Annotated in this window: 14 protein-coding genes; 2 read left to right on the plus strand and 12 right to left on the minus strand. The window is 70.2% G+C overall.

Translation table 11 applies throughout. The features are described from left to right. Positions 1-44 precede the first annotated feature (44 nt). From hisI to rpe, 5 genes are all read right to left on the minus strand, one after another. The gene (hisI, locus tag EV139_RS14410; RefSeq protein ID WP_130455298.1) at positions 45-419 is read right to left on the minus strand and encodes a phosphoribosyl-AMP cyclohydrolase; all 375 of its coding nucleotides are present in this window, start codon (positions 417-419) and stop codon (positions 45-47) included. After that, entirely contained in the window at positions 416-1,213 is a 798-nt protein-coding gene (gene hisF, locus EV139_RS14415; protein ID WP_130455300.1) for an imidazole glycerol phosphate synthase subunit HisF, read from the minus strand. Before hisF ends, hisI begins: the two co-directional genes overlap by 4 nt. 13 nt (positions 1,214-1,226) lie before the next feature. Beyond that, the gene (gene hisG, locus EV139_RS14420) at positions 1,227-2,069 is read right to left on the minus strand and encodes an ATP phosphoribosyltransferase (protein ID WP_130455302.1); all 843 of its coding nucleotides are present in this window, start codon (positions 2,067-2,069) and stop codon (positions 1,227-1,229) included. Positions 2,070-2,165: 96 nt separating this feature from the next. Then, positions 2,166-2,429 carry a phosphoribosyl-ATP diphosphatase gene (locus tag EV139_RS14425; RefSeq protein WP_130455304.1) on the minus strand — a complete coding sequence of 88 codons (264 nt, stop codon included), beginning with the start codon at positions 2,427-2,429 and terminating at the stop codon, positions 2,166-2,168. 30 nt (positions 2,430-2,459) lie between these two features. After that, positions 2,460-3,122, minus strand: coding sequence for a ribulose-phosphate 3-epimerase (gene rpe, locus EV139_RS14430; RefSeq protein WP_130455306.1), 663 nt, complete (start codon positions 3,120-3,122; stop codon positions 2,460-2,462). 75 nt (positions 3,123-3,197) lie between these two features. On the opposite strand from rpe, the gene EV139_RS14435 reads away from it, so the two are divergent. After that, positions 3,198-4,757 carry a hypothetical protein gene (locus EV139_RS14435; RefSeq protein ID WP_130455308.1) on the plus strand — a complete coding sequence of 520 codons (1,560 nt, stop codon included), beginning with the start codon at positions 3,198-3,200 and terminating at the stop codon, positions 4,755-4,757. 4 nt (positions 4,758-4,761) lie between these two features. Here EV139_RS14435 and EV139_RS14440 read toward each other — a convergent pair whose 3' ends face one another. The 3 genes from EV139_RS14440 to EV139_RS14450 form a co-directional block, all read right to left on the minus strand. Beyond that, a complete protein-coding gene (locus EV139_RS14440; protein WP_420029125.1) occupies positions 4,762-6,213 on the minus strand; it encodes an MFS transporter in 1,452 nt (483 codons plus the stop codon). 99 nt (positions 6,214-6,312) lie between these two features. Continuing rightward, positions 6,313-7,752, minus strand: coding sequence for an RsmB/NOP family class I SAM-dependent RNA methyltransferase (locus EV139_RS14445; protein ID WP_130455460.1), 1,440 nt, complete (start codon positions 7,750-7,752; stop codon positions 6,313-6,315). Between the two features lie 185 nt (positions 7,753-7,937). Beyond that, positions 7,938-8,879: a methionyl-tRNA formyltransferase gene (locus tag EV139_RS14450; protein ID WP_130455310.1), complete on the minus strand. Its 942-nt coding sequence runs from the start codon at positions 8,877-8,879 to the stop codon at positions 7,938-7,940. A gap of 236 nt (positions 8,880-9,115) precedes the next feature. Here EV139_RS14450 and trpB point away from each other — a divergent pair, with 236 nt between their 5' ends. Beyond that, the gene (gene trpB, locus EV139_RS14455; protein ID WP_130455312.1) at positions 9,116-10,327 is read left to right on the plus strand and encodes a tryptophan synthase subunit beta; all 1,212 of its coding nucleotides are present in this window, start codon (positions 9,116-9,118) and stop codon (positions 10,325-10,327) included. Between the two features lie 44 nt (positions 10,328-10,371). On the opposite strand, the gene EV139_RS14460 is transcribed toward trpB, so the two are convergent. The 4 genes from EV139_RS14460 to rpoZ form a co-directional block, all read right to left on the minus strand. After that, positions 10,372-11,844: an alanine/glycine:cation symporter family protein gene (locus EV139_RS14460; protein WP_130455314.1), complete on the minus strand. Its 1,473-nt coding sequence runs from the start codon at positions 11,842-11,844 to the stop codon at positions 10,372-10,374. A 32-nt stretch (positions 11,845-11,876) separates the two neighbouring features. Next, positions 11,877-13,988, minus strand: a complete 2,112-nt coding sequence (locus tag EV139_RS14465) for a primosomal protein N' family DNA-binding protein (RefSeq protein WP_241989066.1) — start codon at positions 13,986-13,988, stop codon at positions 11,877-11,879. 5 nt (positions 13,989-13,993) lie between these two features. Then, positions 13,994-15,184, minus strand: coding sequence for a methionine adenosyltransferase (metK, locus tag EV139_RS14470; RefSeq protein ID WP_130455316.1), 1,191 nt, complete (start codon positions 15,182-15,184; stop codon positions 13,994-13,996). A gap of 124 nt (positions 15,185-15,308) precedes the next feature. Next, on the minus strand, positions 15,309-15,575 hold the full coding sequence (rpoZ, locus tag EV139_RS14475; protein WP_130455318.1) for a DNA-directed RNA polymerase subunit omega: 267 nt from the start codon (positions 15,573-15,575) through the stop codon (positions 15,309-15,311). Positions 15,576-15,656 lie beyond the last annotated feature (81 nt).

A 15,656-nucleotide genomic window follows, 5' to 3' on the forward strand; every position in this document is an offset into this window, starting at 1 on the left:
ATCGCGCGGCGCGCGGGTTCCTGGGCCGCACCCGGAGGCAGCGCTCAGACAGCGTCGGCGTCCCCGCTCGCGTCGCCCACGAGCGCGGGGATCTCGCGCCCGGTGAAGCAGCTCCGGGTTCCCGTGTGGCAGGCAGCGCCGAGCTGCTCCACGCGCACGAGCAGCGTGTCACCGTCGCAATCGTGGGCGACGCTCCGCACGTACTGCCGGTGACCGGACGTGTCGCCCTTGCGCCAGTACTCGCCGCGCGAGCGCGACCAGAAGGTCACCCGCCCGGACGTGAGTGTGCGCCGCAGCGCCTCGTGGTCCATCCACGCGAGCATCAGCACTTCGCCGGAGGTGTCGTCCTGGATGATCGCGGGCAGCAGGCCGTCCGCGCCAAACACGATCTCACTCGGAACAGGATCGACCGTGCTCATGCGGCGCTCCCCTCGGTCGGTGAGCCGCCGGGCAGCCGCACCACGTGACCGGCATCGGCGAGCGCGCGCTTCACCTCGCCGATCGTGAACTTGTTGTAGTGGAACACCGACGCCGCGAGAACCGCGTCGGCACCCGCGTCGACCGCCGGGGCGAAGTGCCCGAGCTCTCCCGCGCCACCAGACGCGATCATGGGAACCTCGGCAGCCTCGCGCACCAGCCGGGTGAGTTCGAGGTCGAAGCCGTCCTGGGTGCCGTCGGCGTCCATCGAGTTGACGAGCAGCTCACCGGCACCGCGCTCAACCGCCTCGCGACACCACGCGATCGCGTCGAGATCGGTCTCACGCTTCCCACCGTGCGTGGTCACCACGAAGCCGGAGGGCATGCGCGCACTGCGTCGCACGTCAAGCGAGAGCACGAGCACCTGGGCGCCAAAGCGATCCGCGATCTCCCCGATCACCTCTGGCCGGGCAATCGCGCCACTGTTGATGCCCACCTTGTCGGCGCCCACCCCGAGCAGCCGCGCCACGTCCTCGGCGCTGCGCACGCCGCCACCGACCGTGAGCGGAATGAATACCTGCTCCGCGGTGCGCTGCACCACGTCGTAGGTGGTTGCACGATCATCGACCGTCGCGGTGACGTCGAGGAAGGTGAGCTCGTCGGCGCCCTGCTCCGCGTAGCGCGCCGCAAGCTCGACCGGGTCGCCGGCGTCGCGCAGGTTGAGAAAGTTGACGCCCTTGACGACGCGGCCGGCGGCCACGTCGAGGCAGGGAATGACTCGTGTTGCGAGGCTCATGGTCCGGCCTCCGCTACAGCCGCGCAGCGTGGATCGGCGTGACCAGGATCGCGCGCGCGCCGAGGTCGTACAGCTCGTCCATGATCGAGTTCGCCTCATCGGCGCGCACCATGACGCGCACCGCAACCCAGCGCTCGTCCTTCAGCGGCGACACCGTGGGAGATTCCATCCCCCCGGCGACCCGCGACGCGGCCTCGAGCTGGTCTGCCGGCAGGTCGTAGTCCATGAGCACGTACTTCCGCGCCACGAGCACGCCGCGCAGGCGGCGGAGCAGCCGCTCAATGCCGGGGTGCTCGTTCGGCCCGCCAATCAGCACAGCTGTCGACTCGAGGATCACCGGCCCGAAGATCGCGAGCCCGGCGGCGCGCAGCGTTGCTCCCGTGGACACCACGTCTGCCACCGCGTCGGCAACACCGAGCTGCACCGCAGACTCGACCGCGCCGTCGAGCTTGACGAGCACCGACTCGACGCCGCGGGCGCGAAGGAAGTCGTCGACAAGCTGCGGGTAGCTGGTTGCGATCCTCTTTCCGGCGAGGTGCGACAGCTCCGTGATGTCCGCCCCTGCGGGAGCGGCGAACCTGAACGTCGAGTCGCCAAACTCGAGCGACGCAACCTCGGTGGCCGGGGAGCCGGAGTCGAGCAGCAGATCGCGCCCGGTAATGCCGACGTCGAGCGCGCCCGAACCAACATAGGTCGCGATGTCGCGGGGCCGCAGGTAAAAGAACTCGACGTCGTTGCGCGTGTCGGCGTGGACCAGCTTGCGGCTGTCGCGGCGCCCGGAGTAGCCGGCCTCCGTGAGCATCTCGGCGGCGATCTCAGAGAGTGATCCCTTATTGGGGACGGCGATGCGAAGCATGGTGGAGGGGTTCCTTCCGTGGTGGCAGCCGAATCTGCAGCGTGCCGGGTGATGAGAGGTCAGCGGCAAGCGTCGGCGCACGAAGGGGCGCCGACGCTACAGATGCGTGTATACGTCCTCAAGGGTCAGGCCCTTCGCGAGCATGAGCACCTGCAGGTGGTAGAGCAGCTGGCTGATTTCCTCAGCGCACTCGGCGTCCGTCTCGTGCTCCGCGGCCATCCAGACCTCGGCGGCCTCCTCAACGATCTTCTTTCCGATCGAGTGGATGCCAGCGTCGAGGCGCGCCACAGTGTCGCTCCCCTCGGGCCGGGTTGCGGCCTTCTCGGAAAGCTCAGCGAAGAGCGAGTCGAAGGATTTCACGGTTCTACACTACCGGGTTTCGCGCGCGGCTCAGTGCGCGTGGGTCGCCGCTGCGGCGCGGAGCTCCGCGATCCGCGTCTCCGGTACCCCGCCATACACCGCGGATCCGGCGACGAAGGTGTCTGCGCCGGCCTCGGCCGCAATGCCGATCGTGTCGACCGTAATTCCGCCGTCGACCTGCAACCAGAGGTCAAGACCGAGCTTGGCCTTGGCGTCCGCGAAGCGGCGCAGCTTCGGCATCATGTCGGCCATGAACGACTGGCCGCCGAACCCGGGCTCGACGGTCATCACGAGCACCTGGTCAAACTCGGGGAGCAACTCAAGGTACGGCTCGGGATCGGTGCCGGGCTTCAGCGCGATGCCCGCGCGCGCGCCGATGTCGCGGATCCGGCGCGCCAGCGCGACCGGGTCCGCGGCCGCCTCAGCGTGGAACGTCACCGAGTACGCGCCCAGCTCGGCATACCCCGGCGCCCAGCGATCCGCGTCGGAGATCATGAGGTGCACATCGAGCGGCACCGGAGACACCGCCTGGATCCGCTCAACGATCGGCGGCCCCATCGTGAGGTTGGGGACAAAATGGTTGTCCATCACGTCAACGTGGACGAGGTCGGCGGTGCGGATCGCCTCCAGCTCGGCCTGCAGGTTCACGAAATCGGCGGACAAGATACTCGGGTTGATGCGCTGCGCGGTCACCACATAATTCTAGGCCACGCACTCAAGTTGAGCAGACCGGGTCCTCGCAGCCCGCTGAGTCCGTAGGGTGGGGGTATGACCGGATCGCCTGAACTCCCCGAGAACGCTCAGCCAGACCAGCAGGGCGAGGCCCCCGCGGGCACGGACCCCGCGGGCACCGATCCCGCGAGCACCGATCCCGCGAGCACGGCCCCGGCCCCCGATGCGCCGCGGTACGCGCCGCCGATTCCGCAGCAGGTCGCGCCGCCCGAGGAGGCCTGGCCGCAAGAGCATCCCCAGCAGTATCAGCAGGCTTGGCCGCAAGAGCACTCTCAGCAGTATCAGCAGGTCTGGCCGCAGGATCCGAGCCGGCAGGCCCCGCACTACGGCCAGCCGCCGCAGTACGCGCAGCCGCAGCCACAGCAGCAGCAGCCGCCGCAGTACGCGCAGCCGCAGCCACAGCAGCAGCAGCCGCAGCAGTACGCGCAGCCGCAGCAGCAGCAGCAGTACGCGCAGCAGCAGTACGCGCAGTACCCCTCCGCGGATCCCGCGCAAGCGACTCACCCCCAGCAGTTCTCGCCCGGCACCCCGTACTCGCCCGCGCCCAAGCGCGGTCTCCCCACCGGTGCGATCATCGGCATCGTTGCCGGCGCAGTGGTGCTCCTCATGATCGTGGGGGGCTTGTTCGCCCTCGGCGCGCTGTTCGATCGCAGCGTCGGGCGCATCGCGGGGTCGGGCTCTGGCGGCTCGAGCTCGAGCGTGTCGCCCGAGACCGCGGCGGCGGCGAGCGCGGCGGTCGAGGAGTACCTCACGGCCCTTGCAGCCGGGGACGCGACCACCGCCCGCAAGCTCGCCGGGGGTTCCGCGTCCGACACGATGCTGAACGATGACGTTCTCGCGGAGTCGCTGAAGCGTGCGCCGATCTCCGACATCTCGGTCGCCCCCGCTGTGGCGGACGACATGGGCTACGGCAGCGTGCTCGTGGCCACGGCCTCGTTCTCCCTGGGAGATACGCCGGTGACCCGGGAGTTTAGGCTCTGGGACTATTCGGACTCGTGGGAGCTTGAGGACGCGCTGGTGCGGGTCTCCGTCTACGGCTTTGAGGGGCTCGGGCTGACGTTCAACGGCGAGGCCGCGATTGGTGGCTCGGTGGCGCTGTTTCCCGGCGTCTACCAGCTGGGGGTCGAGACCGAGGAGTTCGGTCTCAGCACCGATTCGGATCTGTTCACCCTGGTTGATTCAAGCGACGCCGAGGCCCTCTACGAGGTGAAGCCGGAGCTCACGCCCGAGGCCACGGAGGTGTTTCGCTCGCTCGTGAGCGATTCGGTCGAGGAGTGCCTCGCGCTTGACACGCTGCTGACGCCGTGCGGATTCGAGGTGTCGGAGGACTCGCTCTACGGCCCCGTGCCGGTCGAGGGCACCGTGAAGCGGTCCCTCTCCGTCACGGATCAGGCGCTCCTCAAGTCGGTGACCCCGGTGGCGAGCTATGAGGCCCCCTCGGTGGTGTCCGGCCGCGACATGTTCCTGACCGCCGAGACCACGGTGCAGGCGACCTCGGGCAATACGAAGAAACCGGAGCAGGTGGAGACGACCACGTACGCGCTGGTCCCCTACGTGGACTTCTCGGACGAGAAGCCAGTCGTGGTGTGGGAGTAGCGGGCTACCCGGCGGGGGCGCTGTCCCCCGCCGCCCCGCCCGCGGCTGACGGGCTCGCCGCCGCGTAGCTCCGCGACAGGGTGCGATAGGACCGGGTGAGCGCCGCACCGCCGGCGAGCACGATCATCGCAATCCCGGTCCACACGAAGATGAAGCCAATCCCGCGGCTCTCACCCTCCCCGAGGAGCCACCCCCACTCCCGCTGTCCCTCGGGACTCCCGAGGTAGGGCACGATCCAAAACTCCGCTGTCGGCGCGATCAGCAGCGCGGTGATGGGGGCTGCGGCCGCCTCGAACGTCATCGCGAGCCCAAACACCCGCCCCTGCTTCTCGAACGGGACCACGCGCTGGATCACGGTCTGTTCCGCCGCTTCGACCGCGGGCATGAGCATCATGAACACCCAGATGCCCAGGATGAACAGCCAGGGCCACTCGCGGATGGTGAACAGGACGCTGACGAGCCCAATCACGCCGACGAGGATCAGCATGGTCCGGATCGGGTTTCGGCCGAGACCGAGCTTGGCGACGGTGAGCCCGCCGATCACGAACCCGGTGGACGCGAGTCCGAACACGAGGCCCCACACCTCGACGGGGAACATCGTGAGGCCGTACGGGTCTGTCAGCGCCATGAACGCACCGCTCGCGAGGTTGTTGAACGTGCTGAAGATGACGAGCGCGAGAAGACCGGGCACGGCGAGGAGCGCCGCCATGCCGCCGCGGAAGTCCACGGCGCTGCGGCCCGGGTCGCGCGCGACCACGGGCTCCGGGATCCGCAGGAGGTGGAGGTGCACGAGCGGCACGGCAACGCACACCGTCGCGATCACGATCGTGGCGCCCATACCGAGCATTCCCACGGAGAGCCCGCTGAACACGCTCGTCGCGATAAACGCGAGCCCCTGCACGGTGCCGACGAGGCCGTTCGCGTTCGCGTGGCGCTCGGCGGGGACGAGCAGCGTGACCGTGGTGGAGAGCGCGAGCGAGCGCAGCAGTTCGACCACGCATCCGGCGAGCACGATCAGGCTGAACACCCAGAACCACGGCCCGTCGAACCGCAGTAGCTGCTCGCTCGGAACGCTGAAGTAGATCACGCAGCCGAGAATGAAAGCGGCGAGTGTGGCCCAGGCGCTGAGCAGCATCACTCGCTGCTTGCGCATCCGGTCGACCAGTGATCCGAACCACATTGAGCACGCGGCGATCAGGATCATGAAGGTCCCGCTGAGCACCCCCGTAGCGAGGATGCTCCGCGTCTCCAAGTACACCCAGAAGACCACGGCGAACCAGAGGAAATTCGTGGTCAGTCCGGCGACCGCCGTGTTGACGAGCACGTGCAGAAAGGTCCGGGTGTTCGGCCCCATTCCGGCGGCGCCGGGGTGCGGTGCTGCGTCGGGTGACGGAGATTCGCCGGGTGGCGGCTCGGCGCCGGCTGCGCTGAGCGGCCGAGCCGCGTGCTCGTCCATACGCACAGCGTAGGTCGATCAGCGCTCACACGCGAGAGAAATATCGTGCGTTCCCAGCGAAAAGTCGTGCAAGGAATTCCCTGCACTCAATTTCAGTGGCTACTCCCGCGTGAACAGCGCGACGAACATCGCATCGGTGCCGTGCCGGTGCGGCCACAGCTGCGCGCTCAGCGACTCCCCCGCGATGTCGATCTGCCCGCGAGCCACCCCACGAATTGCAGCGCGCGCGTCGAGCTCGGTGAGGCCCGGCGTGCGTGCGAGCAGCCGCTCCACCGCGATCCGCGTCTCCGCCAGGTGCGGTGAGCAGGTGACGTAGGCGAGGACCCCGCCGGGGGCCAGGTGGGCCACCGCGGCGTCGAGCAGCTCGGTCTGCAGCCCGGTGAGCTGGGGCAAATCTGAGGGCTGCTTGCGCCAGCGCGCCTCGGGCCGGCGACGCAGGGCGCCGAGCCCCGTGCAGGGGGCGTCCACGAGGATCCGGTCGAACTGTTCATCGCCGTACGCGGCGGGCTCCCGGCCGTCGTGCGACACCACCTCCACCGCCTCGGATACCGCGACCGTTGACCGGCGCACCAGCTCCGCGCGATGCTCGGACACCTCGTTGGCGCGAACGGTCGCACCGCCGAGCAGCGCCTCCGCACCGAGCACCGCCGTCTTCCCGCCGGGGCCGGCGCACAGGTCGAGCCAGCGCTCACCCGCCCGGACGGGACGCAGGCGCGTGAGCGCGAGCGCCGCGAGCTGAGAGCCCTGGTCTTGCACGCGCACCACGCCCTCGGGCTCCCGGATCGCGGCAATCGCACGCGATGGGTCGCCACCCGAGAGCTCAAGTCCGAGGGGTGAGGGGCCGACCGCCCGAAGCGCCGGAACTGCCTCGCCGTCGCCCACCACGGCATCGTCAAGCGAACCGTCGCCGTCGCTCGGAGCCATCGCCGCAGCGGCTTCCTCGGGAGTGAGTTCGCTGCCCGGCAGCACGGCCAGGCTCACCCGCGGCGCGTCGTTGTCCGCCGCGAGCAGCGCGGCGAGCTCGGCTTCGCGCCCCTCGGCCCGCAGCGCGTCACGCAGCGCCCGCAATACCCACGCGGGGTGCGACGTGCGTGCGGCGAGCGCCTCGTCGGGCGTGCGCGCCGCCTCCGAGATCGCCGCGTCCCACTCCTCGTTCGTGCTCCGCCCCACGGTGCGCAGCACGCCGTTGACGAATCCGGCCGCGTTCTGATTCGCGACCCGGCGCTGCAGCTCGACGCTCTCGTTCACCGCGGCGTGGTCCGCCGTCCGCATGCCGAGCAGCTGGTGCACGCCCAGGCGCAGCACGTTGCGGGTGCGCGGGTCGATCTCGGCGATCGCGCGCCCCGCTGCGAGCTCGATGATCCGGTCATACCGGCCACGCCAGCGCAGGGCACCCGCGACCAGCTCGGTGGCGAGGCCCGCGTCGCGGCCGTCGAGGTCTGCGTCGCGGATCCGGGAAGGCAGCGCGAGGTTCGCGTACGCCTCACGCTCGTCGACATCTCGGAGCACGTCGTAGGCCACGAGCCGAGCGGCGGAGATCCTGGCGCGCGGAGCGCCCTGCCGGGCCCGGTCGCCGCGGCCCTGAGCGCCACGCGCCTGCGAGCCACGGCCCTGTCCGCCGCGCGCGTTCCCGCCGCGCTGATGTCCGCCGCCGCGCGAGTTCCCGCCGCCGCCCGAGTTTCCGCCGCGCTGGTTCTCGCCGCGGTCGCCGCGATCCGCCGGGCTCACGCGAGCACCGCCCGTCCATCGCGCCCGCGTAACCACGCGGCCGCGTCCATGGCCGGCTTGCCGGCCGGCTGCACACGGCGCAGCGCAAGCAGGCCGTCGCCCGTGGTCAGCACCGCGGTGCCTGCCACCAGGAGCGCGGTGCCGGGTGCGGTGGCCCCGGCAGCGTCGTGCGCGGTGGCGGCAACCTCATCGGGCACCGGGGCCAGCTCGATCAGCTTCAGCGGCTGATCCTCGTGGAGCACGTACGCGCCGGGCTCGGGGGTCATCCCCGCCCAGCGCGCGAGCACCGTGCGCGCATCGAGGCTCAGGTCGAGGCGACCGTCCTCCCGGCTGAGCTTGTGGGCGTAGCTCTCAGCGCCGGTCTGCGGGTCCCCGGCGCCCGGGTCGCGCGCGAGCAGCTCGACCGCCTCGAGCACTGCCGCGGTGCCGAACTCAGCGAGATCGGTGAGCGCCGCGCCGGCGGGCGTGCCCGGCGCAAACTCGCGCGCGTCGCGCGTGAGCACGTCGCCCGCGTCGAGTGCGGGGACCAACCTGAAGACGGTCACGCCAAGCTGTTGCTCCCCCGCTTCGAGGGCGCGCTGCACGGGGGCGGCGCCCCGCCAGCGCGGCAGCTCGGAGAAGTGCAGGTTGATCCACCCGTGTGCGGGCAGACTCAGCAGCGGTTCGCGCACCAGCCCCCCGTACGCGACAATCACGCCGAGCTCGGGCGCACGCTCCGCCACCCACTCGGTGGCGGCGGCGTCCAGGCGGTTGGCGCGCAGCACCGGCAGACCGAGCTGCTCGGCGGCGGCGGCAACCGGGGACGGAGTCAGCACACGCTTGCGCCCCAGCGGCGCGTCCTCCCTGGTGATGACACCGATCACCTCGTGGCCCGCGGCGACAAGCGCGCGCAGGCTCGGGACGGCGAACTCGGGGGTTCCGGCAAAGACGATCCGCATCCGTCTATTCTCGCACCACTCGGTGCCGCCGCCGCGCCGGCCCGGGCGCCGGCCCGCGCACGGGGGCTTGCGCTCGCTGCCTCCCCCGGTGCTACAATCGCTCCATGCAACAAGCGAATCAGTGGTGGGCCGTCTAGGGCGGTCACTCTTTCGCATACGCATGCACCCCGACACCGCCTCCTCGCAGGCGGTGTTTTTGTGTCTGCGAGGGGCGCCAGACCCGAAGGATCCCACGCATGACCCAGCACGATCACCCCACCCCGTACCGCGCCGACGCCGACGGGTTCTTCGGCGAGTTCGGCGGCGCCGCGCTGCCGCCGTTCCTGGTTGAGCCGATCGCCGAGGTGGCGGCCGCGTACGCCACGGCTTCTCAGGATCCCGAGTTCATTGACGAACTGCAGGCGCTCCTCTCAAAGTACGTCGGCCGCCCCTCGCTGCTCTACTTCGCCGAAAACCTCACCCGCGAGCTCGGTGGCGCTCGCGTGTACCTCAAGCGCGAGGACCTCAACCACACGGGCGCCCACAAGATCAACCACTGCCTGGGCGAAGCGCTGCTCGCGAAGCGCATGGGAAAAACCAAGCTGATCGCAGAGACCGGTGCCGGCCAGCACGGCGTGGCGCTCGCCACGGCTGCCGCGCTCGTGGGCCTCGAGTGCGAGATCCACATGGGCGCGATTGACGTGGCGAAACAGCACCCGAACGTGGTGCGCATGGAGCTGCTCGGAGCGACGGTGGTGACCGTCGAGGAGGGCGGCCGATCGCTCAAGGAGGCCGTCGACTCCGCGTTCGCCGTGTACGCGGGCGCACCCGACGAGTACTTCTTCGCGATCGGGTCGGTCGTTGGGCCGCACCCGTACCCCTCCATGGTGCGTGACTTCCAGTCGGTGGTGGGCCGCGAGGCACGGGCGCAGATCCTCGAGGCCGAGGGGCGCCTGCCCGACGTGCTCGTCGCCTCCGTCGGCGGCGGCTCGAACGCGATGGGCCTGTTCGACGCGTTCCTCACCGATGAGTCAGTGCGGATCGTGGGCGTGGAGCCCGGCGGGGAGGGTCTCGACGGCGATCGGCACGCTGCCACGATGACGCTCGGCACCCCCGGCACGCTGCACGGCATGCGCACGCGAGTGCTGCAGGGTGCAGACGGCGAGCCCTCCCCCGTGCACTCGATCGCCTCCGGGCTCGACTACCCCGGAGTGGGGCCGCAGCACGTGCACCTCGCCGAGCTCGGCCGCGCCGAGTACGTGTCGGTGTCGGACGCCGAGACGCTCGCCGCATTCCGCGCCCTGTCGCGGATCGAGGGAATCATCCCCGCGCTCGAGTCCTCGCACGCCCTCGCGCACGTGATGCGCCTCGCGCCGACGCTGCCCGCCGACGCGGTGATCGTCGCGAACCTCTCCGGGCGCGGCGACAAAGACGTCGACTACGTCGCAGAGCTGATCCGCGAGGGCTAGCCGCCGCGGAAGCGCCCGGTCCGGGGACTGCCCCGGACCGGGCGCTAGGCGCGCTCCTCGCCCTGGACCGGAATACGGCCGGTGACGCTCTGCTCGTCTTCCCAGCAGCTGATCCCGCTCACGTCGGGCATGAGCGCGCGCGTGAAGACCGGGTCGCGCCCCGCGCGGCGCTGTGCCGCGTAGTCGCGCATGAGCCTGAATGCGAGCCCGGAGAGGAGCCCTATCGCAATCAGGTTCACGAGCGCCATCACCCCCATGATCGCGTCAGCGGTGTTCCAGATCAGGTCTGCCGAAGCGATCGCGCCGACGAAGATCGCGAGCACCGCGAGGACCCGATAGCCGAACAGCACGCGCGGCCGGGTTGAAATGAACTCGATGTTTGACTCGCCGTAGTAGTAGTTGCCGAGGATCGAGCTAAACGCGAGCAGGAAGATGATGACGCTGAGCAGCACGTTCGACCACGGTCCCAGCGTGCCAACGATGGCGTCCTGGGTGAGCCCGATCCCCCGGGTTGCGTTCGCGAGATCGGGCGCCGTCACGAGGATGATGAACGCGGTGATGGAGCAGATGAGAAAGGTGTCGAAGTAGACGCCGAGCGTCTGCACGAGGCCCTGCTTCACGGGGTGCGTGACCGCGGCGCTCGCTCCCGCGTTTGGTGCCGATCCAAGCCCCGCCTCGTTCGAGAACATGCCGCGCTTGATGCCCGTCATCAGGATCATGCCGAACGTCGCACCGACGACCTCGTTGAAGCCGAACGCCTGCGTGTAAATTGACCCGAACACGGCGGGGAGCTGGTCGATGTGGAGAAACACGATCACGAGGCCCAGCAGCAGGTAGGCGAGCGCCATCGCGGGCACCACCGCCTGGGTGACGCTCGCGATTCGACGCACGCCGCCAAACACTACGAGCCCGGTGAGCACAGCGAGCACGATCCCGATGACGACCGTGATCCAGCCTGCCGCCCCCGCGTCCGCCCCGATCCCGGACACGAGCGTGGCACTGATCGTGTTTGCCTGCAGTGAGGAGAACGCGAACGGGAAGCAGACGATCAGGATTCCCGCGAACAGGGTGCCCATCCACCGCGATTTCAAGCCGTGCAGCATGTAATAGGCCGGGCCGCCACGGAAGCCGCTCGGGTCCTTGACCTTGAAGAGTTGCCCGAGGGTCGATTCCACGAAGCTCGATGCGCCGCCGATGAACGCCATCGTCCACATCCAGAACACGGCGCCCGGCCCGCCGATCGCGATCGCGGTGCCCACGCCCGCGATGTTGCCCACCCCGACCCGGGAGGCCGCCGAGATCGTGAACGCCTGGAACGCCGACACCGACTGCGGGGTGCCGTCGGCGTTCAGCGGAGTCTTGTTCGTGAGGGTGCGGATCATCTCCGGCAGCCATCGGAACTGCACCACCCCTGACCGGATCGTGAAGTACAGGCCGAGCGCCACGAGCACGGGCAGTACCGCCCACGTCCAGAGCGAATCGCCCGCTGCGAGCACAAACTCATTGACCCCATCCATGTGCTCAGCGTATTCGAGCGCGGGGCTCCCGCCTAGCCGTCGAACACACCGCGATCGTCAAATCGCAGGCGCAGAGCCTCGGGGCGGGCCCGTCCGGGGGCGCGACTCTTGGTTCGCGATGATGCGCCCGCCGCGTCCGCGACGAGTGCGCCGCGCAGCCGGCTGGCCACCTCGCTCCCCTGCCCGTACTCAAACCGCACGATCGCCCGCACCAGCCCGGCCGGCGTGCGCGCGGCGCCCCCGGGCGGGATCGAGGTGGGGCCGAGGTGGTCGACCCCGGGCAGGCCGTCGAGCTGACGCAGCGCCCGCTCCACCTCGTCGGGGCCGCCGCTCACGCTCGCAACGCGCACCGCGGGCGGATAGCGCAGTGCCTGCCGATCGCGCAGCTCGCTGCGCAGCCACGCCTCCGTGCGGCCGTGCACGAACGCCTGCACCACGGGGCCGCCACCCGAGGCCATGAGGCAGATCCCGTTGGGTGCCGCGAGCGCCGCCGCGTTCTCCCACCAGCGCAGGCAATCCTCGCCCGCGCGCAGCGTCTCAATACTCAGCAGCCGCTCGGCATCGAGCAGCACGACCGCGCGGTAGCCGCCGGCCGCGAGCGGCTCGGCGCCGCGCGTGGCCACCACGAGCGCCGGGCGAGCATCGACCCGTTCGCGCGGGTGCTCGCCGTCGCTGAGGATCACGCGAGTACCGGTGAACTGCTGCTCGAACTGCTCCACCGTGCGCGCCGAGCCCATGCCGCGCTCCTCAAGCCGTCGGCTGTCGCAGGTGCCGCAGCGCCAGTCGGTCGCGTACTCGCCGCACCACCGGCAGGAGGCGCGACCCACCACGCGAAAACCGATCGGGCCGGCGCAGGCCCGGCACCGCGCGAGGTCACCGCACTCGCCGCACACCGCGACGGGGGCGTACCCGGGCGTGGATACCTGCACGAGCACCGGCCCGCTGCGCAGCCCCTCCCGGATGGTGCGCGCCGCGAACTCCGGGACGCGGCCCGCGAATGCCTCGGGTGCAATCGAGGCGTCCGCGTGCACGATGCGGGTGCGGCGCGGTGGAAACTCCTGCGCGCGGACGTAGCCCAGCTCGACGAGCCGCTGCACCTCTGCACTGCGGGCGTGCCCTGAGAAAAACAGGCCGGCCTCGGCCTGCTCGGCGCGCACGAGCGCCGCGTCACGGGCGTGCACGTAGGGGGTCAGCGGCTCGGCGAGCACCGGGTCGCCGTCGTCCCAGATCAGGATGGCGCCCAGCTCGTGCGCCGGCGCGTACACGGCGGAACGGTTGCCCAGAATGATGCGGGGTACCCCGTCAAGGGCGCGCAAGAACCCGGCGTACCGCTCCCCGTTCGACTGCCGCGAGTCGACCCGCACCGCCTCCGCGTGACCGAGCGCCTCAAGCGCGTCGCGGAGCTGATCAAGATCGCGGTAGTCGGGGGCCACGAGGATCACGCTGCGGCCGAGCGCGTGCACGGCGATCGCGACCCGCGCGAGCTGCGCGGCCCAGCCGCCCACCCACTCGCCGGTGTGCAGCCGCTCCGGCCCGTGCGAGGGGGTGAGCGCGAGGCGCGCGCCCGTGACGAGCTCCGCCGCGATCGCCTGCTCCGGCGCCGCCGTCGCTTCGGCCTGCGTTTCCGCCACGGGCTCGGCCACCGCCGCCTCGGGCTGCGCGACCACCGCGGACGCTGCCGCCGCCTCGGACTCTGCCGCCGCCTCGGCGTTCGCCACCGCGGCGGCGTTCGCGGCAGCCTCGGCCGCGGCGAGGTGCTGCTTCTCCACTCGAATCTGGCGAGTGGGAATCGCGAGGCGAAGGATGTCGCCCGCCGAACCGCCCGCGCGGTCGGCGACCGCTCGGGCGAGCCGCCACACGTCGGGGGTGAGCTGCGGCACGGCCGACACGATGTCGGCGATGGGCGCGAGCTCCCCACCGAACTCGCTGCGGGCCACGAACTCGATGATGTAGCCGAAGCTCTTGCGATCCCGGGAGCGGAACGGGACGCGGACGCGCTGCCCCACCCGCACCTCATCGGCAAGCTCGGCCGGGATCGAGTAGTCGAAGAGGTGATCCAGCTGCGGCAGCGCCGAATCGAGCAGAATGCGCGCGACGGTGCGGCCGGCTGCGCCCTCGGCGCGCTCGAACGCGGTGCCCACCACGCCCGCTACAGGCCGGCGGCGGCCCGGAGCTCCGCGACGCGGGGCGTGGCCTCCCAGGTGAAATCGGGCAGTTCGCGCCCGAAATGACCGTACGCGCTCGTCTGCGCGTAGATGGGGCGCAGCAGGGCGAGGTCGCGAATAATCGCGAGCGGGCGGAGATCGAACACCTCGCGCACCGCAGCCTCGATGCGCTCGCGCGGCACCGTCTCCGTGCCGAAGGTCTCCACGTAGAGGCCCACCGGGTGCGCCCGGCCGATCGCGTACGCGACCTGCAGCTCAGCGCGCGAGGCGAGGCCGGCGCGCACCACGTGCTTGGCGACCCAGCGCATCGCGTACGCGGCCGAGCGGTCCACCTTCGAGGGGTCCTTGCCGCTGAACGCGCCGCCGCCGTGGCGGCTCGAACCGCCGTATGTGTCGATGATGATCTTGCGGCCCGTCAGCCCCGCGTCGCCCATCGGCCCGCCCACCACGAACGGTCCGGCGGGGTTGATGAACAGCTCGGCGGCATCGCTCGGAAGATCGACCTGCGCGAGCACCGGGCGGATCACCTCGCGCTCCACGGCCTCGCGCAGCGCGGGCTGACCGATGCTTGCCTGATGCTGCGTTGACACCACGACCGCCTCGATGCTCGCCGCGCGGTCGCCGTCGTAGCCGATCGTGACCTGCGTCTTGCCGTCTGGGCGGAGCTCGGGGATGACGCCGCTGCGGCGCACCGCGGTGAGCCGCTCCGCGAGGCGGTGCGCGATCCAGCTCGGCAGCGGGTGCAGCTCGGGCGTCTCGTCGGTGGCGTACCCGAACATGATCCCCTGGTCGCCCGCGCCCTGCCGGCTCAGCTCGTCGTCAAGTGCGCCGCTGCGCAGCTCAAGCGAGCTGTCGACGCCGTCGGCGATGTCGGGTGACTGCTGGCCAATCGACACGGAGACCCCGCACGACGAGCCGTCGAAGCCCATCTCGGAGCTCGTGTACCCGATCTCGCGCACCGCATCGCGCACGATCTGCGGGATCTCGACGTAGCTCGACGTGGACACCTCGCCAGCAACGTGCACGAGGCCCGTGGTCACGAGGGTCTCAACCGCAACGCGAGCACCCGGATCCTGCGCGAGAATCGCGTCGAGGATCGAGTCAGAAATGCGGTCGCAGATCTTGTCCGGGTGCCCCTCGGTGACCGACTCCGAGGTGAACTGACGCAGCGACACGATGGGGCTCCTTGAGCGATAAGAGAAAACTGATGCGCGGGACCGTGCCCCGAAAACGCCGGTGGCGCCGGTCCCTATTCAGGGTATCCGACGCCACCGACACTGCTGCCTGTGCAGCAAAAGATTACGCAGCGACCTCCGGGTCACGCTTGGTCATCGTGAGCTTGCCCTCAACGACCTCGTGCAGCGCGATCGACAGCGGCTTGTCGTCGACGGAGGAGTCGACGAGCGGCCCCACGTTGTCGAACAGGTTGCCGTCGTGCAGATCCGTGTAGTAATCGTTGATCTGACGGGCACGCTGCGAGGCGAAAATCACCAGCGCGTACTTCGAATCGACCTTCTCGAGCAGATCGTCGATGGGCGGATCGATAATGCCGTTGACATTTGCCATGAAAATACTCCTCCGGTTGACCTCACTATCCTAGCTGAGGATTCTGGATCCTGCTGCGCCCCGCCGTGGAGCGCGCGAGTT

It is taken from the genome of Leucobacter luti (assembly GCF_004217175.1).
In the GTDB taxonomy this organism is placed as follows: Bacteria; Actinomycetota; Actinomycetes; order Actinomycetales; family Microbacteriaceae; genus Leucobacter; species Leucobacter luti.